This is a genomic window from Variovorax sp. E3 (assembly GCF_016082275.1).
Taxonomy (GTDB): Bacteria; Pseudomonadota; Gammaproteobacteria; order Burkholderiales; family Burkholderiaceae_C; genus Variovorax.
In genome coordinates this window covers 91,068-117,521 of the sequence record NZ_MOWM01000004.1, presented here as the reverse complement: position 1 = coordinate 117,521, position 26,454 = coordinate 91,068, and the positions used below count along the sequence as shown (strand labels likewise).

Below are 26,454 nucleotides of genomic sequence, written 5' to 3'. Positions count from 1 at the left end.
GTGCGCCCGGCGCCACAGTCGACGTGCCCGGCACCGCCCTTCAATTTCGCGACCACCATGACGAGCACCGTCGAACTGCGCATCGCCCTGTCCCGCCACATCCGGCAGGCCGATCTCCTGTCGGTGGGGCGCTTCCTGCAGGCGCACCGCAACGGGCTGGCCGCGGTGCTCGATGCCGGCGGCGACGGCCTGGAGCCCGCGCTCGTGCAGGCGGCCGGGCGGCCCCGGCACGCCACGGCCATGGTGGTGCAGCTGCTGGAGGCCGGCGCGCCCGTCGACCGGCCCGACGCCGACGGCGAAACCGCCCTGTTCCGCGCGCTGTCGCTGCGCCACCTGCCCGTGGCCCAGCGGCTGCTCGATGCCGGCGCGTCGCCCCATGCCGCCAACGCCCACGGCGTGCGCGTGTTCGACAAGGTGCTCGCCACCGGCGACATGGCCTGGGTGCGGCGCTTTCTGGACGACGGCCACCGGCTGGACGCGGTGAGCCGCGACGGCGACACCTGCCTTCACTGGGCGGCCCGCTCGAACAACCCCGCGCTGTACGACCTGGTGCGCGAACGCACCGGCCTGCGGCCCGACCAGCCCACGCGCGGCGGCCGCCGCCCGGTCGATCTGGTGACCAGCGCGGCGCTGCTGGCGCACATGCGCGCCCGCACGGCGCGGACATGCGCTGGAACGTGGTCTTCGAGAACCGCGACCACAGCCTGCATGCCTATGCCGGCAACGGCGCGGCCGACATCGTGCGCGAGCTGCTGGCCCACGGCGTGGCGCCCAACGTGCCGGGCGAGCACCGCGACAGCCCCCTGCACCGCGCCGTGGCGAGCCGCAGCCTGGCCACGGTCCAGGCGCTGCTGGCGGGCGGCGCCAAGGTGAACGTCCACAACGCCGCCGGCGCCGCGCCGTTGCATTGGGCGGCCGAGCTGGGGCTGCCGGACATCGTGCATTGCCTGCTGGCGAACAAGGCCCGGGTCGACGCCAGGGTCAGCGTGCGGGCGCCGCTCGAGGGCTGAGGGCTTCGGTCCCGAAGCGCGCCGCCGGCGCTAGGGCGTGGCCTGCACGCCGATGGCGCTGTTGCTTTCGCCGTCGCTCGCGCGGCGCAGCCAGCCGAGCGTGCCGCCCGCCACCGTCCAGCGACCGTCGGCCGCATCGAGCGCCAGGCGGGCCCGGCTTTCGCCGAACGGACCGGGGTTCTGCTGGACGATCTCGATGTCCGTCGCCCCGACGTCCGCGACGATCGCCACGTGCCCGTAGGGGTTGAGCAGCGTGGGCTTGAACACGATCAGGTCTTCCACCCGAGGCTTGTCGGCCTGCGCGTTGCGGTACTGGCGCAGTCCGCGCTTGGCGTTCAGCGCGCCGTGCGCGGTGTCCCGGTCGTAGTAGTCCTTGGCGTTGCCGTAGGCGTCGGGCATGCGGTGGCCGAAGCGCTCGAAGTAGTAGCGCTTGATGAACTCCACGCACTGGTACTTGATGCCCAGGTTGTAGCCGTCGCGGGACAGCATGCGGCCATCGGAATGGTTGACGCCGCCGTTGTAGTAGACCTTCACGCCGTTGAACTCGTCGAGCACGGCGCCCACTTCGCGGGCCGGGTTCAGGTTGAGGTGGGTCGTGCCCCAGTAGCCGGCCGCGGCCAGCACGGCGGCGGCGGGCACCGAGGCAAGAAGAAGGGCAAGGGTGCGGCGGCGAATCGTCGTTCTTTCGAAGGGGGTTGCCGCGAGTCTAGGGGAACGCCGGCGCCGGGCGTCATGTCATGGCCTCGTGCCCGTGGCAACCACCGGCGCGATCAGCACCATCGCCCCGTCCTGCCCGCGCCGGATGCGCAGGCGCGTGCCGTCCAGCAGCCGCTCCAGCGCCGCGTCGGCCGCGAGCTTGCCCTTGACGCCGCGCGTGGACAAGTCCTTGACGTCCTCCACCTTGTAGATGAGCTGCACGCCCGACTGCGCGATGTAGGCGTCCAGCGCGGGCTTGAGCTCGCCGCCGCCGACGTCGAACTCCCGGGCGTTGGCCCACGTCAGGCCCGCCATCAGCGCGCACGCCACCCCGACGGCGATGCGCCAGCCCGCTGCGGCGCGCGGGGCGGGGTTCTTCCTCCCGATTCGATTCATGTAGGTGTGTTTCCAGCGAGATGTTTTTTCTTGTACCCCCTGTGAGACGAGCGCGGGCCCGCTTTCCGGTAACGGCGCGCCCCATTTCGGGGCTCCTAGAATCCACGCCGCGGCGCCGGCGCCACTTTTATTTGCCGGCATCCGCACCGCGCGTTACCGGAAATCTTCTGGCCGTTCGTCTCTATGTCTGTCGCCAATCCCGGCGGCGAGCCGTACCCCATCCGGCCATTTCCAGGAGCGCTTTTTGGTTCTCAGTGACTTGGACAACTGGTTCGTCAGCGAAGTGCTGCCGATGGAGGCGGCGCTCACGCGTTTCCTTCGGCGCAACTGGCGCGACGAAGCCGAAGTACCCGACCTGCGCCAGGATGTTTATGTGCGCATCTATGAATCCGCCGCCAAAGCCGTGCCCGAACTGGTGAAGCCCTTTGTCTTCGCCACGGCGCGCAACCTGCTGATCGACCGCGCGCGGCGCGCGCAGATCGTGTCGATCGAGATCATTGCCGACCTCGACGCGCTCGACTTCTCGGCCGACGAACTCACGCCCGAGCGCCATGCCGCCGGGCGCGGCGAGCTGCGCCTGCTGCAGACGGCGCTCGACGCCCTGCCGACCAAGTGCCGCCGCGTGGTGGAGATGCGCAAGATCGACGGCCTCTCGCAGCGCGAGGTGGCCACGCAGCTGGGCATCACCGAAGACACGGTCGAGCGCCAGGTGTCGCGCGGCGTGCGCGCGCTGGCGGACGCGCTGTTCTCCAGCGGCGTGCAGCTGGACACCAAGGCCTTCGGCCGGGTCCAGAACGACAAGAGGCTCTCGCCATGACTGAAGCCGAACGCATCGAATCCGTCGCCGCCGACTGGCTGGCGCGCCGCGACAGCGGCACCTGGACCGACACCGACCAGCACACGCTGGACGCCTGGATCGCCGAGTCGATCGCGCACCGCGTGGCCTGGCTGCGGCTGGCCAGCGCCTGGCAGCGCGGCGACCGGCTGAGCGTGCTGCGCGCGCCGCCGGCCATGACGCCCGCGCCGTCGCAGGCGCCGGCAACCGCGCCCGCCGCGGCGACCGGCGTCATTCCCATTCCGCTGCCCACGTCGGCAGGCCCGCGCACCTCGGGGCACGCGACGCGGCCCTCGCGCTTGCCGCGCTTCTCCACGCAGCGCATCGCGGCCGGCCTGCTGATGGCGGCGGCCGGCTGCAGCTGGCTCGGCTGGAAGTACACGCAAGACTGGCAAAGCGAGCACTACGCCACCGCCGTGGGCGCGCGCCAGTCGGTGTCGCTGCCCGACGGCTCGGTGCTCACGCTGAACACCGCCACGCACCTGCGCACCGTGGTGAACGCCAACGGGCGCAAGGTGTGGCTGGACGACGGCGAGGCCTACTTCGACATCGCGCACGACAAGGCCCACCCCTTCGTCGTGATGGCGGGCGACCGCCGCATCACCGTGCTCGGCACGCGCTTCCTGGTGCGGCGCCAGGGCGACCAGGTGAACGTGGTGGTGGAAGAAGGTCGCGTGCAGATTGCTTCGACCCAAAGTGAAAAAGGGGTCGAGCCCACGGTGATCACGCGCAACCAGGCGGCGGTGACCCACGCGAACAACGTGCTCGTGATGTCGAAGGCGCCCAAGCAGATCGACGACGAACTGAGCTGGCGCCAGGGCAAGCTGGTGTTCGACCAGACCTCGCTGGGCGACGCGGCCGTGCAGTTCAACCGCTACAACGAGCGCAAGCTGGTGATCGCCGATCCGGCGCTCGCGCGCATCCGCATCGGCGGCAGCTTCGACGCCAACAACATGGGCGGCTTCGTCGCGCTGCTCAAGCAGGGCTTCGGCCTCGTGGCTCAAGAAAATGGAAACGAAATAAGGATTTCAAACTAGCTTATTACCGGAATGTGACCGGGCATTCGTCTCACTCAGTGGGTACCAGAACAAAACCACGGAGAAGACAAACATGAATCGAGTCAAGCAAAGCCCCGGTCCGTTGAGCATGAAGAAGCGACGATGGAAGGCCCTTCGGCCCTGGGTCGTCGGCGGCACATGGGCACTGATGGGCGGCCTGTCGATGCAGGCCCACGCACAGGCCCCGCAAGCCCAAGCCCCGGCGCAGGTTTTCGACGTCGGCGGCGGCGACCTGAAGACCGCGCTGGACGCCTACATCGCGCAAAGCGGCGTGCAGCTGCTCTACAAGGTCGACGACGTGAAGGGCATGGCCACGCGCGGCGTGAAGGGCGCGCTGTCGCCGCAAGACGCGCTGCAGCACCTGCTCGCGGGCACGCCGCTGCTCACGCGCCGCGGCGACGACGGCGCCATCGTGATCTACACCGCCGCGGCCATGGCGGCCAAGCCGACGACCGACGAGCCGCAGTCGCTGGACAGCGTCACCGTCACGGCCACGCGCCGCCGCGAGCCGGTGCGCGAAGTGCCGATGCAGGTCAACGTGATGAAGGCCGAGACGCTGGAGCGCGCCGGCGCCAAGAACCTGGCCGACTACGTGGCCGAGCAGCCGGGCGTGACCATGACCAGCAGCGGCAGCGTGGGCGGCATCCTGACCATGCGCGGGCTGACCACCGGCCCGGTGCAGGGCATCGCGACCGTCGGCGTGTATGTCGACGACGTGGCCACGGGCCTGAGCTCGTCCGGCGCGCTCGCGGGCTTCACGCCGCTGGACATGGGCATGCTCGACCTGCACCACATCGAGGTGCTGCGCGGCCCGCAGGGCACGCTGTACGGCGCCGGCGCCATGAGCGGCGTGCTCAAGTACGTGACGAACCAGCCCGACACCATGGAGTTCGCGGGCTCGGTGAAGTTCGGCACCTCGTGGACGCAAGGCGGCGGGCCCGGCTTCACGACCGCCGCGCTGCTCAACGTGCCGATCAAGGAAGACGTGGCCGCCGTGCGCTTCGCCGCCTTCACCGACCAGCTCGGCGGCAGCTACGACGCCGCCGGTCCGGCACGGGGTCGCAACATCGACCGCGGCCATACCGACGGCGGCCGGGTCTCGCTGCTGCTGACGCCCACCAAGGAACTGACGGTGCGCCTGACGGGCGCGGTGCAGGACGTCAAGCGCCAGGGCCTGGGCTTCGAGGACATCGACAAGCGGACCCTGCGCCCCTGGGGGCTGGACCGCACGCGCCAGCTGTCTTCCCGCGAGCCCTACAGCAACAAGACGCAGCTGTTCGGCCTGGACGTGGAGTACGACTTCGGCTGGGCGCGCCTGAACTCGATCACCTCCGCGCAGGACGTGAAGATCTCCAATTCCGTCGACCTCACCGCCCTCTACGCGCCCTCGCTGGCCGCGCTGCGCCTGTCGGCGTCCTCGGCGCCGCTGGCCAGCACCGTGGAGCAGCACCGTGTCAGCCAGGAGTTCCGCCTGACCTCGCGCTCGGGCACCACCATCGAGTGGCTGGCCGGCATCTACCTGAACCGCGAACGCGGCCAGAACGACGGCACCCTCAGCGCCAACCTGAACGGCGGCCTGGGCAACAAGACCTTCCTGACGTCGACGCAGTCCTCGCGCTACCGCGAGGAGGCCCTCTATGGCGACGTCACCTGGAACGTGACGCCCGCGCTGTCGTTCACCGGCGGCGTGCGGCTGGCGCGCAATAACCAGCGCTACGACAGCAAGCAGTCCGGCTCGCTGGTCGGCCCGGTCGATTCCAACGCCGCCGGCACCTCGTCGGAAAGCCCCACCACCTACCTCGCGGCGGCCAAGTACACGCTGTCGGAGACCAGCAACGTCTACTTCCGCGCGGCGAGCGGCTACCGCCCCGGCGGCCCGAACGTGCTGAAGGCCGACACCGACCGGAACATCGTGCAGCCGATGTACAAGTCCGACTCGCTGTGGAGCTACGAACTCGGCTACAAGGCCGACCTGCTGGACCGCAAGCTGTCGCTGGAGGCCGCGCTCTACGACATCGAATGGCGCGACGTGCAGCAGCCCACCAAGAGCGGCGGCTTCGTGTTCGTCACCAACGCCGGCGGCGCCCGCATCAAGGGCGGCGAGCTCACGCTCAACTGGAAACCCAGCAAGGAGTGGCGCTTCACGGCCAACGCCTCGCTCATCGATGCGCGCCTGACCGAGGACGCCAAGGGCCTGGACGCCAAGGCGGGCACCCGGCTGCCGCAGACGCCGCGCTTTGCGACCACGCTGGGCGTGACGCGCAACTTCAGCATCGCCGATCACCCGGCCTACTTCGGCATCAGCGCGCGCTACACCGGCAAGCGCGACGCGGGCTACGCGGGCAGCGCGACCATCCCGAGCATCAAGATGCCGGCCTACACGCTGGTCGACCTGCAGGCGGGCATCGACTTCCAGCGCTTCAGCCTCTCGGCCTACGTGCGCAACCTGGCGAACAAGCGCGGCATCCTGTCGATCGACACCGGCCTGGCGGCGAACCCGAACCTGGTGCAGGCGGCGCTGGCACCGTCGCGCACCGTCGGCCTGAGCGTCAACGTTCCGTTCTGAGATGTCGAGTCTCAATCCGATGGCGGCCGCGTTGCCGCCGGATGCGGCGAGCCCCGCCGCACGCGAAACGACGACCCGAAAAGCACCGGCCAGCGCCTGGTACGCGCTGGCGGTGCTGGTCATCGCGACCGTGCTGGGCTCGATCGACAAGGTCATCCTCACGCTGCTGACGGAGCCGATGCGCATCACGCTGTCGCTCTCCGACACGCAGCTGGGGCTGCTGCAGGGCGCGGGCATCGTGCTGTTCACCGGCATCGCCACGCTGCCCCTGGGCTGGCTGAGCGACCGCTACGACCGGCGCGTGGTGCTGGCGGCCTGCGTGGTGCTGTGGAGCGCCGCCACCGCCATGCGCGGCACCGCCATGGACTACGGCGTGCTGTTCATCGCCTCCATCGGCCTGGGGGTGGGCGAAGCCGGCCTCGGGCCCATCACCAACAGCATGATCCCCGACCTGTTCCCGCGCACGCAGCGGGTGCTGGCCAACGCGGTGTTCGCGCTGTCGGCCATCTTCGGCAGCGCGCTGGGCGCCCTGCTGGGCGGCACGGTGGTGCACCTGACGGACGACCTGCGGCACTGGCTGCCCGCCTCGATGCAGCAGATGGAGACATGGCGGCTGGCCTTCTTCGTGATGGCGTCGGCGGGCATACCGGTGGCGCTGCTGGTGCTGTCGATTCGCCGGACCCGGCGCGGCGGCGCGCAGCCGGCCCCGCCGGACGAAGCGGCGGCGGCCGGGGCGAAGCCTGAAGCCGCGCATTCCGCCCACGCAGTGACCCAGGCCGATGCCGACGACGTCGTCAGCACCATCAGCTTTCGCGACCACCTGCGCGAGCACTGGCGCACCTTCGCGGGCCTGGTGGTCGGCGCGGGCCTGGCGAGCATCGGCATGAGCTCGATCGGCACCTGGCTGCCGATCATGGCGGCGCGCCAGTACGGCGTCACGCCGGCGCAGATGGGACAGGGCATGGGGATCGCCTTTCTGTGCGGCACGGTGATCGGCGGCCTGCTGGGCGTGGCGGCGATGCGCTACGTGCAGCCCCGCATGGGGCCGGCCGCCGCGCTGCGCATCATCATGCTGGGCAATCTGACGGCCGCGCTGTTGTCGTCGCTGCTGCTCTTCACGCGTTCGGCGACCGACGCGTTCACGCTGCTGGCCCTGCTGGTCATTCCCCTCATCAGCGGCGCGGTGCTGCTGCCCAACGTGCTGCAGGACGCGGCGCCGCCGCACCTGCGCGCACGCACCATCGCGCTGCTCTCCGTGGCCGGCCTGCCGTTCGGCGTGGTGGGGCCGCTGCTGGTGGGCATGTTGTCGGACGCCCTGAAGTCCGTGCCCAACGGGCTGGCCATGTCCATCGTTGCCGCGACGCTGATCGGCGGCGTCCTCGGCGCATGGTGCTGCGCGCCACCGAAGGCCCGTTCGTGCGCCTGATGCGTTCGGCCCGGCCCACCTGAAGCCACCCGATTCCTTCTCGTTCCTCCCACCCTCTTGCGTTGTCCTTCCATGTCACAACAACCCTCGCCTTCACGACCCGACACTCCCCCCTCTTCACCCGCCGCCGAGGCTGCCGCGCTGGCCGCCATCGACGCGCTGGTGGCGCCCCTGAACCGCGGCGACGCGCCCGGCCTGGTGCTGGGCATCGCGCAGCACGGCCGCCTGCTGTATCGCCGCGCCGTCGGCATGGCCAGCCTGGAGATGGGCGTGGCCCTCACGCCGACCACGCGCATGCGCATCGCCTCCACCAGCAAGCACTTCACGGCGATGGCCGTGCTGCTGCTGGCCGAAGACGGCCTGCTCGACGTGGAAGACCCGGTGCAGAAATACCTGCCCGAGCTGCCCCGGCTCAGCGCCAACGGCCCCACGCTGCGCCACCTGCTCACGCACACCAGCGGCTGGCGCGGCCATGACGAGCTGTGGGCCATTGCGCACGGCCTCACGTTCACGCTGCCCGGCCCGGGCCTGCCGGCCATGGCGCGCCAGAGCGCGCTGAACTTCGAGCCCGGCACGCACATGGTCTACAGCAACGGCGGCTACTTCCTGCTGGCGAAGATCGTCGAGCGCGTGAGCGGCCAGAGCTTCAACGACTTCCTGCAGGCGCGCCTGTTCGCCCCGCTGGGCATGCACCACACCCTGTCGGTGCAGACCGACCTCGACGTGGTCCCCGGCATGGCCGGCCTGTACATGCCCGCGCCCGGCGGCGGCTGGCGCCGCGGCCTGTACCCGTGCGAACTGGACGGCGGCGGCTCGCTGGTGTCGACGGCGGACGACATGCTGCGCTGGCTCGCGCACATGCACGGCAGCGAAAAGATCGTGGGCAGCGCCAGGAGCTGGGCGCTGCTGTCGGCGCCCACCACGCTGTCGTCGGGCTCCCAGGTGAACTACGGCTTCGGCCTCGCGCGCCACCCGTACCGCGGCGTCGAGATCGTCCACCACGCGGGCGCCGTGCTCGGCGCGCAGTCGCAGATGATCAGCGTGCCCAGCCACGGGCTGGACATCATTGCCATGGTGAACGGCGCGCCCGTGTCGCCGGCGGCGCTGGCCCTCAAGGTGATCGAGCTGCTGCTGGGCGACGCGCTCGCGGCGCCCGAAGCGCGCCCGCTGGCCAGCGCCTTCCCCGCGCTGCCCGGCCAGCGCTACCACGCCCCCTCCACGGGCTGCCTGCTGGGCTTTGCGGACGTGGCCGGCAAGCTGGCGATGTCGTGGCAGGCCGGCGAGGCCAGGCCCATGAACCAGGGCGACGGCAAGCTGTGGTTGGGCCTGCAGGACCTGCCGACGAACGACCTCGTGCTCGACGCCAGCGACATCGACCCGCAACGCGCGCCCGACGCACTCGTGCTGCACGAAGGCGGTCAGCCGCGCCGCTTCGAGCGCCTGCCCGAGACCGCGCCCGATGCCGCGTCGCTCGCCGACCAGCTGTGTGGCGACTACACCAGCCCCGACCTGGACGCCACCGCGCACATGGCGCTGGTGGACGGCAAGCTGCTGCTCACGGTGCAGGGCCGCCACGGCCAGCACGTGTGCGTGCTGACGCCGCTGTCGGCCGACGTGATGACGCTCGCCTCGGTCGACCCGGTGCTGGCCCAGCTGGGCAAATCGATTCTCAACGTGAAGCGCAAGGACGGCCGGGTCGTGGGACTGCAGTTCGCCACCACACGCTCGCGAAACATCCACCTTGCCCGCCAGGAGGCCCACGCATGAAGTTCTTCACCACCCTGTTCGCCACCGAAACCAACACCTTCGTCTCGGCCCCCACCGGCCTGGGCAGCTACGAGGAATACGGCATCTTCCGCGGCGATGCGAGCACGCGCGACGCGGCCGGCTACGGCCTGTACGCGGTGGAAGTGCGCAGGCAGCTGGCCGCCGAAGGCCATGAAACGGTCGAGAGCCTGCTGGCCTTTGCGCAGCCCCTGGGGCGCACCGTGCGCAGCGTGTACGAACGCCTGCGCGACGAGATCCTGGACGACCTGCGCAAGGCCGGCCCGGTCGACGGCGTGATCCTCGTGCTGCACGGCGCGATGGTGGCCGACGGCTACGACGACTGTGAAGGCGACGTGATCTCGCGCGTGCGCGACATCGTCGGGCCGAACGTGCCCATCGGCGTGTCGCTCGACCTGCACTGCCACTTCACGCAGAAGATGCTGGACGCGGCGGACGCGATCATTTGCTACAAGGAATATCCGCACACCGACGCGTTCGAGCGCCTGACCGAGCTGATCCGCATCGTGGTCGACACCGCGCAGGGCCGCGTGCGGCCCGTGACGGCCGTGCACGACTGCCGCATGGTCGGCAAGTGGCACACCACGCGCGAACCGATGGCCGGCTTCGTGCGCCGCATGCAGGAGGCCGAGAAGCTGCCGGGCGTGCTCTCGGTGTCGCTGGGCCACGGCTTCCCCTGGGCCGACGTGCCCGAGTCGGGCGCCAAGCTCTGGGTGGTGACCGACAACGAACCCGCGCTCGCCGCGAAGCTCGCCGAAGAACTGGGCCGCGGCTTCTGGGACCTGCGCCACGAGACCGGCGTGCCCTCGCTCTCGATCGAGGAGACGCTCGCCCAGGCCATGGCCACGCCGGACGGCCCCGTGGTCATTGCCGACACCGCCGACAACCCCGGCGGCGGCGCCACCAGCGACAGCACCTTCATGCTGCGCGCGGTGGTCGAGCGCGGCATCGGCGACGTGGCTTTCGGCGGCGTGTGGGACCTGGGCGCGGTGCAGCTGTGCCGCGACGCGGGCGAAGGCGCGAGTTTCGAGCTGCGCCTGGGCGGCAAGTGCGGCCCGGCCTCGGGCGACCCGATCGACCTGCACGTGACCGTCAAGCGCGTGGTGGAGGCGCATTCGCAGGGCGGCCTCTCCGGCGTGCGCACGCCCATGGGCCCGTGCGTGTGGGTGCAGGCGGCCGACGGCGTGGACATCGTGCTCATCAGCAAGCGCAACCAGGTCATCGGCGCCGACCTCTTCACGGGCCTGGGCATCGACCTGGCGGCCAAGAAGCTGATCATCGTGAAGTCGGCGCAGCACTTCCATGCGGAGTTCGGCCCCATCGCCAAGTCGGTGCTGTACGTGTCGACGCCGGCCTCGCTGAGCACCGACTTCGCCAACCTGCCGTATCGCGTGCGCGACCTCGACTACTGGCCGCGCGTGGAAGAACCCAAGCGCGCCGCGCGTGCATTGCCGTCGTCGGTGGACGGGCGCGGCATGCCCGCGCCCGGCGAGCTGTACACCGTCGACGGACGCAAGATGCACCTGCAGCGCAGCGGCCCCGCGCCGGCCGGCGCGCTGTCTCCCACGCTGGTGCTCGAAGCCGGCGGCGGCTGCGCCTCGCCGATCTTCGCGCGCCTGCAGCAGGCGCTGTCGACCAAGTACCCGGTGATCAGCTACGACCGCGCGGGCATGGGCTGGAGCGATGCCGACGACGCGCCCTTCGACGGCAAGCGCAACGCGCAGCATCTGCATGCGCTGCTGGCCGCGGCCGGCGTGACCGGGCCGATCGTGCTGATCGGCCATTCGCTGGGCGGCCTGCTGAACCGCATCTACACCGGCCTGTATCCGGAGCAGGTGGTCGGGGTCGTGATGCTCGACGCCAGCCATCCGGAGCAGTTCGAGGTGTTCAAGGGCCTGCCGGCGGAGCAGCTGGCGCCCGAGCGCCAGAAGCGCGCGGAGTTCCAGGCCGGCGGTCTGCCGCCGCCGGACTTCGCGCCGGTGCAGGCCATCTTTGCCGACATGCCCCACGTGCTGCGGCAGATGGCCGCGAACTACACGCCGCAAACCGTCGACACGATGGTGAAGGAGCACGAAGGCCTGCAGCAAGTCGCGCGGCAGGCCGGCGCGTCGCCGGATCTGGGCGTGCGGCCGCTGTCGGTGCTGTCGGCCACGGTCATGCAGAAGCTGCCGCCGGGTGCCGAGGAAGGCGCCGAAGTGCAACGCCGCTGGCCCGAATACCAGGAGGCGCACACGGCGCTGTCGAAGCGAAGCCGCCTGCATCGCATCGAAGGCGCGGAGCACATGACGCTGATCGTGCTGCCGCCTTTCGTGAGCCGCATTGCCGAGGAAGTCGACTGGGTGATGGCGGAGCTCGGATGCGCCCGGTGATGCCGCCCGTGCACACACCGCTCGCACACACGCCGCTGGCCGAACTGAGCACGCCCGCGCTGCTGCTCGACAGCACCGTGCTGGAACGCAACTGCGACGCGATGGCGCGGCGCGCGGCACGCCACGGCGTGGCGCTGCGCCCGCACCTGAAGACCTCCAAGTCGGCCGAGGTGGCGCGCCTGGCCACGCGCGGGCACGGCGGCGCGATCACGGTGTCCACCGTGGCCGAGGCCGACTACTTCGCGCGCTACGGCTTCCTGGACCTGACCTACGCGGTGGGCATCAGCGCCGGCAAGATCGATGCGCTGCATCGCGTGCAGCACGTGCACGGCGCCCGCGTGAACCTGCTCGCGGATGGCGTCGAAGCGGTGCGTGCGGCGGCGGCACGGGCGCGCGCCCTCGGTGCGCGCTTCGGCCTGCTGATCGAGGTCGACACCGGCGGCGGACGCGGCGGTGTCGCGCCCGACGATGAACAAGCGCTGCGGGCCATCGCGGCCGAAGTGCAACGCAGCGAATCGCTGACGCTGGCCGGCGTGCTGACCCACGCCGGCCACAGCTACCACGCCGAGGGGCTGGACGCGATCCGCGCCATCGCCGAAGCCGAGCGCGCCGGCGCGGTGCGCGCGGCCGGGTGCCTGCGCGCGGCCGGCTTCGCGGTGGATGTCGTCAGCGTGGGCGCCACGCCGACCGCGGTGTGCGCCGAGCGGCTGGACGGCGTCACCGAAATGCGCCCCGCGTCTACACCTTCTTCGACCTGGACCAGGCCGCGCGCGGCATCTGCGGCATCGAGGACATCGCGCTGTCGGTGCTGGCCACGGTGATCGGCCACAACCCGCGCTCGCGCCGCGTGCTCATCGACGCCGGCGCGCTCGCGCTGTCGAAGGACGAGTCGGCGGCCGAGTTTCGCGGCGGCCTGGGCTTCGGACTGGTCTGCCGCGCGGACGGCACCACGCCGTTGCCCGGCCTGCGCGTGGCCGAGCTGCACCAGGAGCACGGCCTGATCGCCATCGAAGGCGATGGCGACGACGACCTGCGGGCCATGTTCGACGCACTGCCCGTCGGCAGCCGCGTGCGCATTCTTCCGCATCACGCCTGCATGACCGCGGCTCCCTACGACCGCTACCACGTTGTGCGCGGCGCCGGTACGGGCGTGCACGCCGTGTGGGGCAAGGCCCTTGGCTGGCGCCCGGCCTGACCGGACGCCCCGATCGCCCCCGAATCGCCCCCGTTTTGTTTTTTGGAGTCACTCATGATGAAGACCTTTTTCGCCAAGCTGATGGCCGTGGCCGCGCCGCTCGCCCTGTCGCTTTCCCTGGGCGCCGCGCCGCACGCCGCCAACGCGCAGGCCACGCCGGAGCCCGCATCCGCTGTCGCTCCCAATACCGCTCCCACCACCGCACCTGCCGCCGTATCTGCCGCCGCGCCTGCACCCACGGCGCCGGCCGCGGTGCCCGCACCGGCCGCGGCCAAGGTCGACAACCCCTACGGGATCGGCGCGCTCTGGGCCCAGAGCGACCTGGTGGCCAAGGCCGTGCTGTTCATCCTCGCGGTCATGTCGATGGGCAGCTGGTACGTGATCGTCACCAAGCTGCTCGAGCAGATGCGCATGGGCCGGCAGGCCCGCGAGGTCGACAACGAGTTCTGGAAGGAAGGCACCGTGCAGGCCGGCACCGCGCGCCTGGCCGAGGGCAGCCCCTTCCGCTTCATCGCCGATGCCGGCGTGCACGCCACGCAGAAGCACCACGGCCTGCGCGGCAAGGTCGACTTCGCCGAGTTCGTCGACCTGTGCATCCACCGCGCCACCGAGCGCGTGCAGCGCCGGCTGGGCAACGGCATGTCGCTGCTCGCCACCGTGGGCTCGACCGCGCCTTTCGTGGGCCTGTTCGGCACCGTCTGGGGCATCTACCACGCGCTCACCGCCATCGGCATTGCCGGGCAGGCGTCGATCGACAAGGTGGCCGGCCCCGTGGGCGAGTCGCTCATCATGACGGCCATCGGCCTGGCCGTGGCCGTGCCGGCGGTGCTGGGCTACAACTGGCTGCTTCGCCGCAACATCACCGTGATGGACGACGTGCGCGAGTTCAGCGGCGAGCTGCACTCGGTGATCCTGGCCGGCAGCGCCACCGCCTGAGCGCCTTGGCACCCACACCGCACGCAAGGCGAGCCACACCATGGCGATGAACATTCCCTCCGGCGGGGGCGACGAGGAACAGGCGATTGCCGCCATCAACACCACGCCGCTGGTCGACGTGATGCTGGTGCTGCTGATCATCTTCCTCATCACCATCCCGGTGGTCAATTACTCGGTGCCCGTGGAGGTGCCGAAGGAACGCAACGAGGTGCGCGAAAGCAAGCCGGACACCGTCGTGCTGTCGGTGGATTCGGCCGGCCGCATCTACTGGTACGACACCCCCGTGCGCGACGTGGACACGCTTGCCGGCAAGCTGAAGAAGGTGGCCGCCCTCACCCCGCAGCCCGAGGTGCACATCCGCGGCGACTGGCACTCCGACTACGAGCCCGTGGGCAAGATCATCTACGCGTGCCAGTCGGCCGGCATCGTCAAGGTCGGCTTCATCACCGAGCCGCCCGCGCGCAACTGAGAACACACAGCCATGCGAAAAGAAAAACAGGGGCGCCGCAGCGGCACCCCGTCCGACGAACCCATGATGGACATCAACACCACGCCGCTGATCGACGTGATGCTGGTGCTGCTGATCATGCTGATCATCACCATCCCGATCCAGCTGCACTCGGTGAACCTGAACATGCCCAACGGCAACCCGCCGCCGAACGACATCAAGCCCGAGGTGCTGCGCGTGGACATCGACGAGCGCAGCACGGTGCTGTGGAACGGCGAGGCCGTGGCCGAGCTGGCCGAGGTCGAGCGGCGCTTCGAGCAGGTGGCCGCGCAGCCGGTGCAGCCCGAAGTGCACCTGCGCCCCGACAAGCATGCCAAGTACAACGTGGTGGCCGGCGTGATGGCCTCGGCGCAGCGCTCGGGCCTGACCAAGCTGGGCATCATGGGCTCGGAGCAGTTCATCCCATGAGGCGCGCCAACGACTTCGACCCCAAGTCGCGCTTCGGCCCCGTGGGCATCGGCGTGATGGTGCTGTTCCATGTGCTGGTGGGCTACGCGCTCGTCTCGGGCCTGGCGCGCAAGACCATCGAGATGATCAAGAAGCCGATGGACGCGACCATCATCGCGAGGTGAAGGTGCCGCCACCGCCGCCCCCTCCCCCGCCGCCTCCACCGAAGAAGATCGTCCGGCAAGAGACGCCGAAGGCCCCGCCGCCGCCGCGTCCGGCCTACGTGCCGCCGCCCGAGGTGACACCGCCGCCGAGTTCGCGCCCGCGGTCACCGCGGTGCAGAGCACCTTGCCGGTGGCACCGCCGCCGGCGGCCCCGCCGGCACCGCCCGCGCCTCCTGCGCCGCCGCAGGCGGTGTCCACCGACATCGCGGTGGCCTGCCCCCGGCAGGTCAAGCCCGAGATGCCGCGCAAGGCGCTGGACGAAGGCATCAGCGGTGTCGTCAAGGCGGAGGTGCGCATCAAGGGCGGCCACGTGACCGAAGTGCGCTTCCTGTCGGGCCCCAAGGTCTACCAGTCGGCGGTGCGTTCGGCGGTGATGCGCTACGAATGCCAGACGACGGGCGACGCCGAAGTCGTGGCCACGCAGGAGTTCGTGTTCCGCATCGAGTGAGGCGGGCGCCGCGCGGTCAATCGATCAGTCGATCACCCGCTCAGCGCCGGTACCAGCCGTAGCGCGGGTGGTACCAGCCCCAGCCGCCATGGGCGCGGTAGTGCCACAGGTACCCCGGCGCCGGCATCGCGTAGGTCGGCCTGACATACACGACGCCCGCCGGGACGACGTAGGCCGGCCGCTCGACGATGACGCTCGGGCGCACGACATGGGCCGGCCGCACGATCACCACCGGCGGCGGGCCGACGACCACCGGTTGGGCCCGCGCCGACACGGTGGTCAGCAGCGCGCCGGCGCATGCGAGAAAGAGCGTGCCGAGCCCCAGCAAGGTCGAACCACGTGATTTCATGAGAGTTACCTTTCGGCCATCGGCCGGATGAAAAAAACGAAGCGGGAGGCGGGCCGGCGTCAGTGCCAGCCGCGATGCCAGCCATAGACGGGGTGATGCCAGCCCCAGCCGTAGCGGGCGTGGTACTGCCACACGAAGCCCGGGCCCGGCACCGCATAGGTCGGCCCGACGTAGGCCACGCCGGCGGGCGCCACATAGGCCGGCCGCACCACCGCCGGCGCGACCACGCAGCCGGACAGCACGAGGGCGGACAGGGTCGCCACGGCAAGCGACGAACGAACGATCATTGAAAAACTCCCGAGACCGCTGGATCAGCGTGGGAGTTAAACGCGCGGTGCCGGCGGAATCCGTCGCGCGGCCGGAAAAGTTTTTTGCGCCGCCATAATCGGGGCTGCACTTCAACGGCAAACGGGTCCCGGTCCGGCACAGCAAGTATCTCGCCCATGTCCGCAGGGTCCAAAGTCCCGACGCCACCCCACAAGGGTCGAGCGAAGGGGCACCCAAGGTTTTTCGTCAGAGAAATTCACAAAGGTTGACCATGCAAATCTCCCCTGCCGGGCATCCCCCGGCCGCCGCTGCATTGCCGGCTGGCACATTTCTTCCCCCTCCTGCGTCTCTTTGCGAGACCCCTGAAGCACAGGCGTTGACAGGCTCCGAAGTCCTCGTCCGCTGCCTGCAGGCCGAAGACGTCGCGTACGTCTGGGGCTACCCGGGCGGTGCCGTCCTGCACGTGTACGACGCGCTGCATCGGCAGCGCACCGTGCAGCACGTGCTGGTGCGCCACGAGCAGTCGGCCGTGCATGCGGCCGACGGCTATGCCCGGGCCACCGGCAAGGTCGGCGTGGTGCTCGTCACCTCCGGGCCCGGGCTCACGAACGCGGTCACCGGCATCGCCACCGCGTACATGGACTCGATTCCGCTGGTGGTCATCAGCGGGCAGGTGTCCACCGAGGCGATCGGGCAGGACGCCTTCCAGGAGTGCGACACAGTGGGCATCACGCGCCCCATCGTCAAGCACAGCTTCCTCGTCAAAGACCCGCGCGAGATCGCGCGGACCCTGAAGAAGGCCTTCCACATCGCCCGCAGCGGACGCCCCGGTCCCGTGGTGGTGGACTTTCCGATCGACGTGTCGCGCACCGAGGTCGCCTACACCGGCTACCCCGACACCGTGCCGATGCGCGCGCCCTCGCAGCCGCCAGAGGCCGACGACCAGCGCGAGCAGATCCGCCAGGCGCTCACGCTGCTGATGGCGGCCGAGCGCCCCTGCGTCTTCGCTGGCGGCGGCGTGGTGATGGGCAACGCCGCGCGGGAACTGCGCACGCTGGTCGACCTGCTGGGTTGCCCCGTCACCACCACGCTCATGGGCCTGGGCGCCTACCCGGCCTCGGACCCGAAGTTCCTGGGCATGCCCGGCATGCACGGCACCTGGGAGGCCAACAACGCCATGCAGCACTGCGACGTGCTGCTGGCCATCGGCGCGCGCTTCGACGACCGGGTGATCGGCAACGTCGCGCACTTCGCGCGCAGCCAGCGCAAGATCATCCACGTCGACATCGACCCGTCGAGCATCGCCAAGCGCGTGAAGGTCGACCTGCCCATCGTGGGCGACGTCGGGCAGGTGCTGACGGCGCTCGTCGCGCTGCTCGGCGAGTCGGTGCTGCGCCGGCCCGACCCGCGGGAGATGGCCGCGTGGTGGCGCAGCATCGCCACCTGGCGCGCGCGCGACAGCCTGCGCTACGACCGCTACAACACCGACGTGATCAAGCCGCAGCGCGTGATCGAGACCCTGTGCGAGATGACCCGCGGCGACGACGTATACATCACCTCCGACGTCGGCCAGCACCAGATGTGGACGGCGCAGTACTTCGGCTTCGACGCGCCGCGCCGCTGGATCAACTCCGGGGGCTTCGGCACCATGGGCGTGGGCATTCCGTATGCCATCGGCGTGAAGATGGGCAGGCCCGACAGCGAGGTGTTCTGCATCACCGGCGACGGCTCGGTGCAGATGAGCACCAAGGAGCTGTCGACCTGCCTGCAGTACGACGCGCCGATCCAGATCGTGCTGCTCAACAACCGCTACCTCGGGATGGTGCGCCAGCAGCAGCTGATCGGCTATGACGGCCGCTACAGCCACAGCTACCTCGACGCCCTGCCCGACTTCGTCAAGCTGGCCGAGGCCTACGGCCACGTCGGCATGCGGGTCGAGCGGCCGGCCGACGTCGGGCCCGCGCTGCGCGAGGCGCGCGGCCACCGGGACCGCACGGTGCTGATCGATTTCCGCATCGATCCGACCGAGAACGTGTTCCCCACGGTCAAGGACGGGCAAGGCATGACCGAGATGCTGCTGGGCAGCGAAGACCTGTAGGCGCGCCGGCCTGAGGGGCACGGCTGCGGCGGCCGTGCCCCTCGTGGATTCCCGCTACTTTTCGCCTGTTGAAAACTTCGATTTTTTCGATTGCGGCGGCCCGGGCCCGATGAAAAGATGCCGGCTCTCGTGGAAGTCGTCTCGGGCCCCGTGTCATGCGAAGGATCGGACGCTTCTTCTTTTCGCGTACCGGAATCCAACGCCGCATGAGTTCTTCGCCCCCGTTCCAGCTGGCCCGCCGTGCCCAGCGCATCCAGCCGTCGATCATCCGGGAGATCCTCAATCTCGCGGCCCGGCCCGGGGTGATCTCGCTGGCGGGGGGACTGCCCTCGCCCGATGCGTTTCCGCTGTCCACGGTGCGCGAGGCGACACAGCACGTGCTGCGGCAGTCGCCGCGCGAAGCCTTGCAATACGCCTCGACGGAAGGCTTCGCGCCCTTGCGCGAATGGGTGGCGCAAGACCTGGCCGCGCAGGGCCTGAACATCGGCGCCGGCGACGTGCTGATCACCAACGGCTCGCAGCAGGGCCTGGACCTGGTCGGCAAGGTGCTGCTCGACCCCGGCAGCGTGGTGGCCGTCGAGTCGCCGACCTATGTGGGCGCGCTGCAAGCCTTCAACCCCTACGAGGCCGGCTACCTCGGTATTGCGAACGACGACGAAGGCCCGCTGCCCGAGGCGTTGGCGCAGGCCGAAGGCGCGCGCTTCCTGTACCTGGTGCCGAATTTCCAGAACCCGACGGGGCGCTCCATCAGCGCGCCGCGTCGCGCGCAACTGGCCGCGCAGGCACGCCGCATGGGCCTGCCGCTGGTCGAGGACAACCCCTACGGCGACCTCTGGTTCGACGCGCCCGCGCCGGCTTCGCTGGCCTCGCACTGGCCCGAGGGCAGCGTGTACCTGGGCTCGTTCTCGAAGGTGCTGGCGCCGGGCCTGCGCCTGGGCTACCTGGTGGCGCCCCCGTCGTTGATGCCCAAGCTGGTCCAGGCCAAGCAGGCGGCCGACCTGCACACGCCGATCTTCAACCAGCAGGTGGTCTACCAGATCGTGCGCGACGGCTTCCTGGCGCAGCACGTGCCGCTGGTCCGCGCGCGCTACCGCGATCACCGCGACGCCATGCAGGCCGCGCTGCTGCGCCACATGCCCGCGGGCTGCCGCTGGCGCGTGCCGGCCGGCGGCATGTTCTTCTGGGTCGAGCTGCCCGAGGGCGTCGATGCCATGGCGCTGCTGGCGCACGCGGTCGAGCTCGGCGTGGCGTATGTGCCCGGCTTCGCGTTCTTTGCCGACCGCTCGCGCCACAACCTGCTGCGCCTGTCCTTCGTGACGGCGCCGCCCGCGCAGATCGACCGGGGCATCGAACTGCTGGCGCAGGCGCTGCACACGGCACCGGGCCAGACACACACAAGACAAGGAGACACCCCATGATCAAACGCCGCCACTTCTCGATGTCGCTCGCCCTCGCGGCGGCCGCCTCGCCCCTGCCGCAGGCATGGGCACAAGACAACACGCCCACGCGCATCCTGGTGGGCTTTCCGCCCGGCGGCGGCGTGGACGCGGTCGCGCGCCTGCTGGCGGACAAGCTGCGCGTTTCGCTCAACACCAACGTGCTGGTGGAGAACCGGCCCGGCGCGGCCGGGCGCATCGCGCTCAGCGAGCTGCGGCGCTCGCGGCCCGACGGCCGCACGCTGGCCATTGCCCCGGGCGGCGCGCTCACCATCCTGCCGTGGCTCTACCCGACCAGCCTGGGCTACGACCCGGTGAAAGACTTCACGCCGGTGTCGCGCCTGACCACGCTGGACCTGGCCGTGTCCGTCGGCCCGGCCGTGCCGCCCGGCGACGTGAAGGCGATGTTCGCGTGGATGAAGGCCCACCCCGCGCAGGCCACCTACGCCACCTCGGGCGCGGGCTCGGTGCCGCATTTCGCGGGCCTGGTGATCGCGCAGGCAACCGGCGTGCCGCTGCTGCACGTGCTACCGGGGCGGCGCGCCCGCCATACAAGACCTGATCGGCGGCCAGGTGCCGCTGATGATCGACAGCCCGGCCGAAGTGGTGGAGATGCACCGCAACGGCAAGCTGCGCGTGCTGGCCGTGACCGGCGCCCAGCGCACGCCCGCGCTGCCCGACGTGCCCACGCTGCGCGAGTCGGGCATCGACGTGGTGGTCGACAACTTCTTCGGCCTCTACGGGCCCGCCAACATGCCGGCCGCCGTCACCGAGCGCATCGACAAGGCCGTGGCGCAGGCGCTCGCGCTGCCCGACGTGCGCGAGAAGCTGCTCAACCTGGCAATGGTGGCCGACCACGGCGGCTCGCAGCTCCTCGCGAGCACGCAGGCCTCCCAGTACAAGCGCTGGGAAGACCCCATCAAACGTTCCGGCTTCAAGGCCGAGTGAAGAGACAACGCACGAACAGCACCATGACAGACACCACCACACCCGCCCCCCTGAGGTCAACCCGCCGCCGCACCCCAACCCCAGCCGGCCCGCCTACCGGCTGCCGCCCGGCGCCTGCGACGCGCACTGCCACGTGTTCGGCCCCGGCGCGCGCTTTCCGTATTCGCCCAAGCGCACCTACGAGCCGACCGACGCACCGGCGGCGCAGCTGCGCGCGCTGCATGCGCTGCTGGGCATCGAGCGCGTGGTGCTGGTGCAGGCCAGCATCCACGGCCACGACAACAGCGCGATGCTCGATGCCATCGCGCAGTCGCCCGACACCTACCGCGGCGTGGCGATGGCCCCCGCGTCGATCGACGACGCCGGGCTGCGCGCGCTGCACGAAGGCGGCGTGCGCTCGCTGCGCTTCAACTTCGTGCGGCGCCTGGGCGGCGCGCCCGACCTGGACGCCATCCGCAGCCTGGCCCACCGCGTGAAGACACTGGGCTGGCACCTGGTGCTGCACTTCGACCCACAAGACCTGCCGGTGTACCGCCAGTTCCTCGACGCGCTGCCGCTGCCCTACGTGATCGACCACATGGGCCGCGTGCTCGCCGAGAGCGGCCCGCAGCAGGAGCCCTTCGACGCGCTGCTCGACCTCATGAAGGACGAGCGCTGCTGGGTCAAGGTGAGCGGCGCGGAGCGCACCTCGCACCTGCTGTCTGCCGGCCCCGGCCTGCCTTTCGAAGACGCCGTGCCCTTTGCGCGCCGGCTGATCGAGGCCGCGCCCGACCGCGTGCTCTGGGGCACCGACTGGCCGCACCCCAGCGTGCGCGAGATGCCTGACGACGGCAAGCTGGTCGACCTGCTGCCGCTGTTTTCCGACGACCCTGCCGTGCTGCACAAGCTGCTGGTGGACAACCCCACGCGCCTCTACTGGCAAGACTGAATCGAACCGAACCGGCACGGGAGCCACACGCATGAACCACACCGAAAAACTCGCGCTTCGCCAGGCGCTCGAGGCGCTGGCCGTCGACTACTGGTACGAGGTCGACTTCAACTGGGGCCAGAACGCCGACGCCTACTACACCGACGACGCGGTGTTCACCACCAGCCAGAAGTCGCGCACCGGCCGCGCGGCCATTGCCGACTTCTACACGCGCGGCAGGCGCGCGGCGCGCGCACCTCGCTGCACGTAGTGCAGAACTTTCGCGCGGTGCCGGTGTCGCCGGACCGCGTGGACTGCAACTACGTGATGAGCCTGTACGCCGCCGACGGCGAAGGCGTGCTGCCCTCCAGGCCCGCGATCATGATCGCCGACGTGCGCGAGACGGTCGTGCGCCAGGCCGACGGCGGCTGGCTCTATGCGCTGCGCACGCTGCGGCCGCTGTTCCGCGACGACACGCCGACCACGGGCTGAAGCGCAGGAAAGCACGAAGGAAAGAAGAAGCCCCCATGCTGTTCATCGACCCCGACAACACCCCCAACTTCAAGCGCACGCTCTTCAACGCCATCGTGGCGCCCCGGCCCATCGGCTGGATCAGCACGATGAGCCCCGAGGGCCGGGTCAACCTCGCGCCGTTCTCGCACTTCAACCTGGTCTCGACGGCGCCGCCGGTGGTCATTTTTTCCTGCAACGCGCCGGCCGACCGGCATGAGAAGGACACCATCACCAACGTGCGCGCGACCGGCGAGTTCGTCACCAACCTCGTGACCTGGGAGCTGCGCGACCCGATGAACATCAGCTCGCTCGACGCGCCCTACGGCACCGACGAGTTCGAGCTGGCCGGGCTGGAAAAAGCGCCGAGCCAGAAGGTGCGGCCGCCGCGCGTGGCGCGCTCGCCCGCGAGCATGGAATGCAAGCTGCTGCGCATCGTGGAGATCGAGCCGCAGGGCCCGGGCGACACGGTCAGCAACGTGGTGTTCGGCCGCGTGGTCGGCATTCACCTCGACCCCGAATTCATCGAGCCGAGCGGCCGCTTCGACGTGGCGCGCACGCTGCCGCTCACGCGGCTGGGCGGCAACCAGTACGCATCGGTCGGCCCGCTGGTGGAGCTGTCGCGGCCGAGCCCGCGGCGCGACTGAGCATCTCGACAGACAAGACAACGAAAGAACACACGATGACGAACACCACAGCCGAAACCGGCGTGCGCAGCGCCGCGGTCCACGAACTCCCGCCGGGCTCGGTGGCGCGCGGACAGAACTTCCAGGTCCAATGGATCGAGGGCGCCGCCCCGGTCGAAGCCACCAGCCTCAGCGAGATGCTGCTGCTGTTGCCCGACGGCGGCGCCACCGTGCATGCCGGCGCCGAGGTGCGCGACGTGCCGGGCCGCAGCGTCTGCGTGCTGCCGGCGGGCAGCGTCACGGTGCGCCTGGCGGGCGCGGGCCGCGCCGCGCTGGTCGCTTCGTCGCGCCCCGACCTGGCGCCCGGCGTGGCGCGCAACGAAGCCGACTACACCGTGCCCGACGCGCGCCTGCGCCCGGTCGGCAACGACTACCAGCGCCGCGCGGCATCGACGTCATCGGCGCCGCCGGCCATCAAGGTCATGGAGGTCGACACCATCCAGCCACCGGCCGACAAGCCGCGCCTGAAGATGTTCCAGACCGACACGCTGAGCATCAACTGGGTCGAGTACCAGGGCCCGCGCGACCGCACGCAGCTGAGCCCGCACAACCACGCCGACTTCGAGCAGGGCTCGCTGGCGATGGCGGGCGACTTCGTGCACCACCTGCGCGTGAACTGGGGCGGCAACGCCGACCAGTGGCGCGACGACGAGCACCTGCACGCGCCCTCGCCTTCGATGATCACGGTGCCGGCGCTGCTGGTGCACACCACCGAAGGCGTCGGCCCGGGGCGCCATCTGCTGATCGACGTGTTCTCGCCGCCGCGCCACGACTTCATCGACAAGGGCTGGGTCGCCAACGCGGGCGACTACGAGCGGCGCAAGGCCGATTGACGCGCGGCAGGTGCGCGGTCGGCGCGGCCTAAACTGCGCCCTCCATGGCATCCTTCACTCCCATTCGCGCCGTCGAGCGCGCCGTCGACGTGCTGGCCGCGCTCAACCGCGCGCCCGTCTCCACGCTCGACGTGCTGCACCGCCAGACCGGCATTCCCAAGCCCACGCTGATCCGCCTGCTCGAGACGCTCCAGGGCAAGGGGTTGGTGGCGCGCGCGCCGCAGTACGGCGCCTACAGCCTGACCTCCGGCGTGCGCCAGCTGTCTTCGGGCTACCACGGCGAGCCCCGCCTCGTCGAGGCCGCGATACGGCCGATGGACGACCTGACGCGCAAGCTGAAGTGGCCCATTGCGCTGGCGGTGCCCGACTACGACGCGGTCGTGATCCGCTACAGCACCATTCCCAGCTCGCCGCTGTCGCTGCTGCACTCCAGCATCAACATGCGCCTGAGCCTGATGACCCGCGCGCTCGGGCGGGTCTACCTCGCGGCCTGCACGGCGCAGGAGTGCCGCGCGCTGCTCGACATCCTCAAGGTCTCGGGCGATCCGGAAGACGCGGTGGCCGGGCAGCCGCGCACCGTGCAGGCAATGCTGCGGCAGATCCGCCAGCAGGGCTACGCGTTGCGCGTGCCCGGCGTCAAGCCGGTCTCGAACACGCTGGCCGTGCCCATCTTCGAAGGGCGCCGGGCCGTGGCCAGCGCCGGGCTCACGTGGATCGCCTCGGCCGTCAGCGAAGAGCAGGCGGTGAAGAAATTCCTGCCGCCGATGCAGGAGATGGCGCAGCGCATCTCCGAACGGCTCAGCGCGCTCTAGACGCCTTGGGCGGCCCGGCAAAAGCCTGCACCGCCTGCCGCAGCAAGGTCTGGTCGGACGAGACCACGAACCAGTTGGCGCCCTCGGCCATGAACTGGTCGCGCTCGGGCGCGCCGCCCACGTGCATGCCGGCGAGCTTGCCCGCGCGCGTGGCGGCCTGCAGCGCGATCTGCGTGGCCTTCAGCACCTCGGGCGCGCGCGGGTCTTCGAGCCCCATCGACAGCGCCAGGTCGGCGCGGCCCACGAACAGGCCGGCCACGCCGGGCACGTCGGCAATGGCCTGGGCTTCGTCGACGGCTTGCGCGCTCTCGATCTGGCAGATGATCTGCGCCTGGTCGCCGAGGCGCAGCGCCTCGGCCATGCCCAGGCTCGCGTAGCTCGCGAAACGCGGGCCGCCCGAGTAGCCGCGCCGCCCGCCCCGGTAGCGCGCCATGGCCACCACCTCGCGCGCTGTTCGGGGGTGTCGACGTGCGGCACCAGCAGGCCGGCGGCGCCGATGTCGAGGCAAGACAGGATCACCGCCGGGTTGATCTCGGGGATGCGGATGAACACCGGAATGCGCGCGGCGCGGCCGCCCATCACCATCAGGTCGAGCAGGCCGCGGTCGAAGGGGGCGTGCTCGGCGTCCACCACGACGAAGTCGAGCCCGGTGGTGCCGAGCACCTCGACCGTTTGCGGCGAGCCGGTCTTGACGAAGGTGCCGAGTTGCGCGGCGGTTGTGCTGGTGCTGCTGCTGTTCATGGGAATGCGCCTGCCTTTGTTCTTCAGTCGAGCTTGATCTGCGCTGTCTTGATCACGCGCTGCCACTTCTGGCCGTCGGCTTGATGCGCTGGCGCAGCAATTCGGGCGCGCCGCTGGCGACCACGCCGCCGTACTGCTGCAGCTTGCTCTTGCCTTGCGGCGACTCGAGCAGCTTGTTGATTTCCGCGTTCAGCCGCTGGACCATGGGCGCCGGCATGCCGGCCGGCCCGACCATCGCGAACCACACGGTGGCCGTCTGGTCGATGCCCTGCTCCTTCGCGGTCGGCACGTCGGGCAGGCCCGGAAAACGCGTCTGCGAAGTCACGGCCAGCCCGCGCAGCTTGCCGGCCTGGATGTTCGGAATGAAGGTGGAAACCGGCGCGGAAATGGCCTGCACCACGCCGCCCAGCAGGTCGGTGAGCGCGGGGGTGTCGCCGCGGTACGGCACGTCCTGCAGCTTGACGCCGGTGGTCAGCGACAGGTCGGCCAGCGCCAGGTGGCCGATGGTGCCGTTGCCGGGCGTGGCCACCGCGAACGCAGCGGGCTTGGCCCGCGCCGCGTCGATGAACTCCTTGAGGTTGCGAACCTTCAGCTGGTCGGGGTTGCTCACGAAGACCATCGGGATCTCGCAGACCAGCGCGATCGGCGCCAGGTCCTTGTCGGCATCGAAGGGCATCGACGGGTAGAGGAACTTGTTGTTCACCAGCGGCCCCGAGGTGACCAGGCCGATGGTGTAGCCGTCGGGCGACGCCTTGGCCACCGCGTCGGTGCCGATGTTGCCGGCCGCGCCGGCGCGGTTGTCGACGATCACGGGCGCGCCCAGCTTTTCGCCCAGGCCTTGCGCCAGGTAGCGCGCCACCATGTCGGTGCTGCCGCCGGCCGGAAAGGGCACGACCATGCGGATCGGCCGGTTCGGCCATGCGCCGCCCGCAGCCCATGCGGCCACCGGCGAAAGGGTGGTGGCCACGCCGGCGGCGCACAGGCTCGCGCGGAGCCAATGTCTCCTGTTCATTCTCGAAGTCTCCTGA

27 protein-coding genes and 3 pseudogenes are annotated in these 26,454 nt (G+C 70.3%); 24 read left to right on the top strand and 6 right to left on the bottom strand.

Annotated features, from left to right (window positions below; genetic code table 11):
• Nucleotides 1-57: 57 nt before the first annotated feature.
• Together BMG07_RS44630 and BMG07_RS44625 are read left to right on the top strand one after the other, a co-directional pair.
• Nucleotides 58-552 (top strand): annotated as a pseudogene (locus BMG07_RS44630) (hypothetical protein); the annotation flags it as partial.
• Nucleotides 553-665: 113 nt separating this feature from the next.
• Nucleotides 666-1,010 (top strand): ankyrin repeat domain-containing protein, encoded by a 345-nt coding sequence (locus BMG07_RS44625; protein ID WP_269758575.1) that lies wholly within the window; start codon nucleotides 666-668, stop codon nucleotides 1,008-1,010.
• Between the two features lie 30 nt (nucleotides 1,011-1,040).
• Here the strand turns inward: BMG07_RS44625 and BMG07_RS02690 are convergent, their stop codons facing one another.
• Both BMG07_RS02690 and BMG07_RS02685 read right to left on the bottom strand, forming a co-directional pair.
• Nucleotides 1,041-1,649, bottom strand: a complete 609-nt coding sequence (locus BMG07_RS02690; RefSeq protein ID WP_307866841.1) for a CHAP domain-containing protein — start codon at nucleotides 1,647-1,649, stop codon at nucleotides 1,041-1,043.
• Nucleotides 1,650-1,745: 96 nt separating this feature from the next.
• Nucleotides 1,746-2,102, bottom strand: coding sequence for an STN domain-containing protein (locus BMG07_RS02685; RefSeq protein ID WP_198083092.1), 357 nt, complete (start codon nucleotides 2,100-2,102; stop codon nucleotides 1,746-1,748).
• Nucleotides 2,103-2,361: 259 nt separating this feature from the next.
• Here BMG07_RS02685 and BMG07_RS02680 point away from each other — a divergent pair, with 259 nt between their 5' ends.
• From BMG07_RS02680 to BMG07_RS41360, 13 genes are all read left to right on the top strand, one after another.
• Nucleotides 2,362-2,919, top strand: coding sequence for an RNA polymerase sigma factor (locus BMG07_RS02680; RefSeq protein WP_269758574.1), 558 nt, complete (start codon nucleotides 2,362-2,364; stop codon nucleotides 2,917-2,919).
• Nucleotides 2,916-3,974 (top strand): FecR domain-containing protein, encoded by a 1,059-nt coding sequence (locus tag BMG07_RS02675; protein WP_198083090.1) that lies wholly within the window; start codon nucleotides 2,916-2,918, stop codon nucleotides 3,972-3,974. The genes BMG07_RS02680 and BMG07_RS02675 overlap by 4 nt, the downstream gene beginning before the upstream one ends.
• Before the next feature lie 73 nt (nucleotides 3,975-4,047).
• Nucleotides 4,048-6,561 carry a TonB-dependent receptor gene (locus BMG07_RS02670; protein ID WP_198083088.1) on the top strand — a complete coding sequence of 838 codons (2,514 nt, stop codon included), beginning with the start codon at nucleotides 4,048-4,050 and terminating at the stop codon, nucleotides 6,559-6,561.
• 1 nt (nucleotide 6,562) lies between these two features.
• Nucleotides 6,563-7,987: an MFS transporter gene (locus tag BMG07_RS02665; protein WP_198083086.1), complete on the top strand. Its 1,425-nt coding sequence runs from the start codon at nucleotides 6,563-6,565 to the stop codon at nucleotides 7,985-7,987.
• A gap of 72 nt (nucleotides 7,988-8,059) precedes the next feature.
• Nucleotides 8,060-9,754 (top strand): serine hydrolase, encoded by a 1,695-nt coding sequence (locus BMG07_RS02660; protein WP_198083084.1) that lies wholly within the window; start codon nucleotides 8,060-8,062, stop codon nucleotides 9,752-9,754.
• On the top strand, nucleotides 9,751-12,141 hold the full coding sequence (locus BMG07_RS02655) for an alpha/beta fold hydrolase (protein ID WP_198083082.1): 2,391 nt from the start codon (nucleotides 9,751-9,753) through the stop codon (nucleotides 12,139-12,141). Before BMG07_RS02660 ends, BMG07_RS02655 begins: the two co-directional genes overlap by 4 nt.
• A gap of 8 nt (nucleotides 12,142-12,149) precedes the next feature.
• Nucleotides 12,150-12,962, top strand: a complete 813-nt coding sequence (locus tag BMG07_RS02650; RefSeq protein ID WP_198083080.1) for an alanine racemase — start codon at nucleotides 12,150-12,152, stop codon at nucleotides 12,960-12,962.
• Nucleotides 12,947-13,336, top strand: coding sequence for a hypothetical protein (locus BMG07_RS02645; RefSeq protein WP_198083077.1), 390 nt, complete (start codon nucleotides 12,947-12,949; stop codon nucleotides 13,334-13,336). The genes BMG07_RS02650 and BMG07_RS02645 overlap by 16 nt, the downstream gene beginning before the upstream one ends.
• A 54-nt stretch (nucleotides 13,337-13,390) precedes the next feature.
• Nucleotides 13,391-14,272: a MotA/TolQ/ExbB proton channel family protein gene (locus BMG07_RS02640; protein ID WP_269758572.1), complete on the top strand. Its 882-nt coding sequence runs from the start codon at nucleotides 13,391-13,393 to the stop codon at nucleotides 14,270-14,272.
• A gap of 40 nt (nucleotides 14,273-14,312) precedes the next feature.
• Entirely contained in the window at nucleotides 14,313-14,741 is a 429-nt protein-coding gene (locus BMG07_RS02635; RefSeq protein ID WP_198083075.1) for a biopolymer transporter ExbD, read from the top strand.
• A 12-nt stretch (nucleotides 14,742-14,753) separates the two neighbouring features.
• Nucleotides 14,754-15,188, top strand: coding sequence for a biopolymer transporter ExbD (locus tag BMG07_RS02630; protein ID WP_198083073.1), 435 nt, complete (start codon nucleotides 14,754-14,756; stop codon nucleotides 15,186-15,188).
• The gene (locus tag BMG07_RS41365) at nucleotides 15,185-15,352 is read left to right on the top strand and encodes a hypothetical protein (protein WP_269758571.1); all 168 of its coding nucleotides are present in this window, start codon (nucleotides 15,185-15,187) and stop codon (nucleotides 15,350-15,352) included. The genes BMG07_RS02630 and BMG07_RS41365 overlap by 4 nt, the downstream gene beginning before the upstream one ends.
• 151 nt (nucleotides 15,353-15,503) lie before the next feature.
• Nucleotides 15,504-15,839: a hypothetical protein gene (locus BMG07_RS41360; RefSeq protein WP_269758570.1), complete on the top strand. Its 336-nt coding sequence runs from the start codon at nucleotides 15,504-15,506 to the stop codon at nucleotides 15,837-15,839.
• A gap of 40 nt (nucleotides 15,840-15,879) precedes the next feature.
• Here the strand turns inward: BMG07_RS41360 and BMG07_RS02620 are convergent, their stop codons facing one another.
• Both BMG07_RS02620 and BMG07_RS02615 read right to left on the bottom strand, forming a co-directional pair.
• Nucleotides 15,880-16,188 carry a hypothetical protein gene (locus tag BMG07_RS02620; protein WP_307866840.1) on the bottom strand — a complete coding sequence of 103 codons (309 nt, stop codon included), beginning with the start codon at nucleotides 16,186-16,188 and terminating at the stop codon, nucleotides 15,880-15,882.
• Between the two features lie 59 nt (nucleotides 16,189-16,247).
• A complete protein-coding gene (locus tag BMG07_RS02615) occupies nucleotides 16,248-16,475 on the bottom strand; it encodes a hypothetical protein (RefSeq protein ID WP_198083071.1) in 228 nt (75 codons plus the stop codon).
• A gap of 251 nt (nucleotides 16,476-16,726) precedes the next feature.
• Between BMG07_RS02615 and ilvB the strand changes: the two genes are divergently transcribed.
• The 9 genes and pseudogenes from ilvB to BMG07_RS02575 all read left to right on the top strand — a co-directional run bounded on the left by ilvB (nucleotide 16,727) and on the right by BMG07_RS02575 (nucleotide 24,685).
• On the top strand, nucleotides 16,727-18,553 hold the full coding sequence (gene ilvB / locus BMG07_RS02610; protein ID WP_198083069.1) for a biosynthetic-type acetolactate synthase large subunit: 1,827 nt from the start codon (nucleotides 16,727-16,729) through the stop codon (nucleotides 18,551-18,553).
• A gap of 206 nt (nucleotides 18,554-18,759) precedes the next feature.
• Nucleotides 18,760-19,971, top strand: coding sequence for a PLP-dependent aminotransferase family protein (locus BMG07_RS02605; RefSeq protein WP_198083066.1), 1,212 nt, complete (start codon nucleotides 18,760-18,762; stop codon nucleotides 19,969-19,971).
• Nucleotides 19,968-20,937 (top strand): annotated as a pseudogene (locus tag BMG07_RS02600) (Bug family tripartite tricarboxylate transporter substrate binding protein). Before BMG07_RS02605 ends, BMG07_RS02600 begins: the two are co-directional and overlap by 4 nt.
• 100 nt (nucleotides 20,938-21,037) lie before the next feature.
• Complete coding sequence (locus BMG07_RS02595; protein ID WP_198083158.1) at nucleotides 21,038-21,865, top strand: amidohydrolase; 828 nt, start codon at nucleotides 21,038-21,040, stop codon at nucleotides 21,863-21,865.
• A 31-nt stretch (nucleotides 21,866-21,896) separates the two neighbouring features.
• Entirely contained in the window at nucleotides 21,897-22,115 is a 219-nt protein-coding gene (locus tag BMG07_RS41355; protein WP_269758569.1) for a hypothetical protein, read from the top strand.
• Complete coding sequence (locus tag BMG07_RS41350; RefSeq protein WP_269758568.1) at nucleotides 22,115-22,336, top strand: hypothetical protein; 222 nt, start codon at nucleotides 22,115-22,117, stop codon at nucleotides 22,334-22,336. Before BMG07_RS41355 ends, BMG07_RS41350 begins: the two co-directional genes overlap by 1 nt.
• Before the next feature lie 35 nt (nucleotides 22,337-22,371).
• Nucleotides 22,372-23,001 (top strand): flavin reductase family protein, encoded by a 630-nt coding sequence (locus tag BMG07_RS02585; protein ID WP_198083064.1) that lies wholly within the window; start codon nucleotides 22,372-22,374, stop codon nucleotides 22,999-23,001.
• Nucleotides 23,002-23,036: 35 nt separating this feature from the next.
• A complete protein-coding gene (locus BMG07_RS02580) occupies nucleotides 23,037-23,873 on the top strand; it encodes a hypothetical protein (RefSeq protein ID WP_198083062.1) in 837 nt (278 codons plus the stop codon).
• A 44-nt stretch (nucleotides 23,874-23,917) separates the two neighbouring features.
• Nucleotides 23,918-24,685 carry a DNA-binding transcriptional regulator gene (locus tag BMG07_RS02575; protein WP_198083060.1) on the top strand — a complete coding sequence of 256 codons (768 nt, stop codon included), beginning with the start codon at nucleotides 23,918-23,920 and terminating at the stop codon, nucleotides 24,683-24,685.
• Here the strand turns inward: BMG07_RS02575 and BMG07_RS02570 are convergent.
• Nucleotides 24,672-25,426: pseudogene (locus BMG07_RS02570) on the bottom strand (HpcH/HpaI aldolase/citrate lyase family protein). The gene BMG07_RS02575 and the pseudogene BMG07_RS02570 overlap by 14 nt on opposite strands.
• Before the next feature lie 52 nt (nucleotides 25,427-25,478).
• Nucleotides 25,479-26,438: a tripartite tricarboxylate transporter substrate binding protein gene (locus BMG07_RS02565; RefSeq protein ID WP_269758567.1), complete on the bottom strand. Its 960-nt coding sequence runs from the start codon at nucleotides 26,436-26,438 to the stop codon at nucleotides 25,479-25,481.
• Nucleotides 26,439-26,454 lie beyond the last annotated feature (16 nt).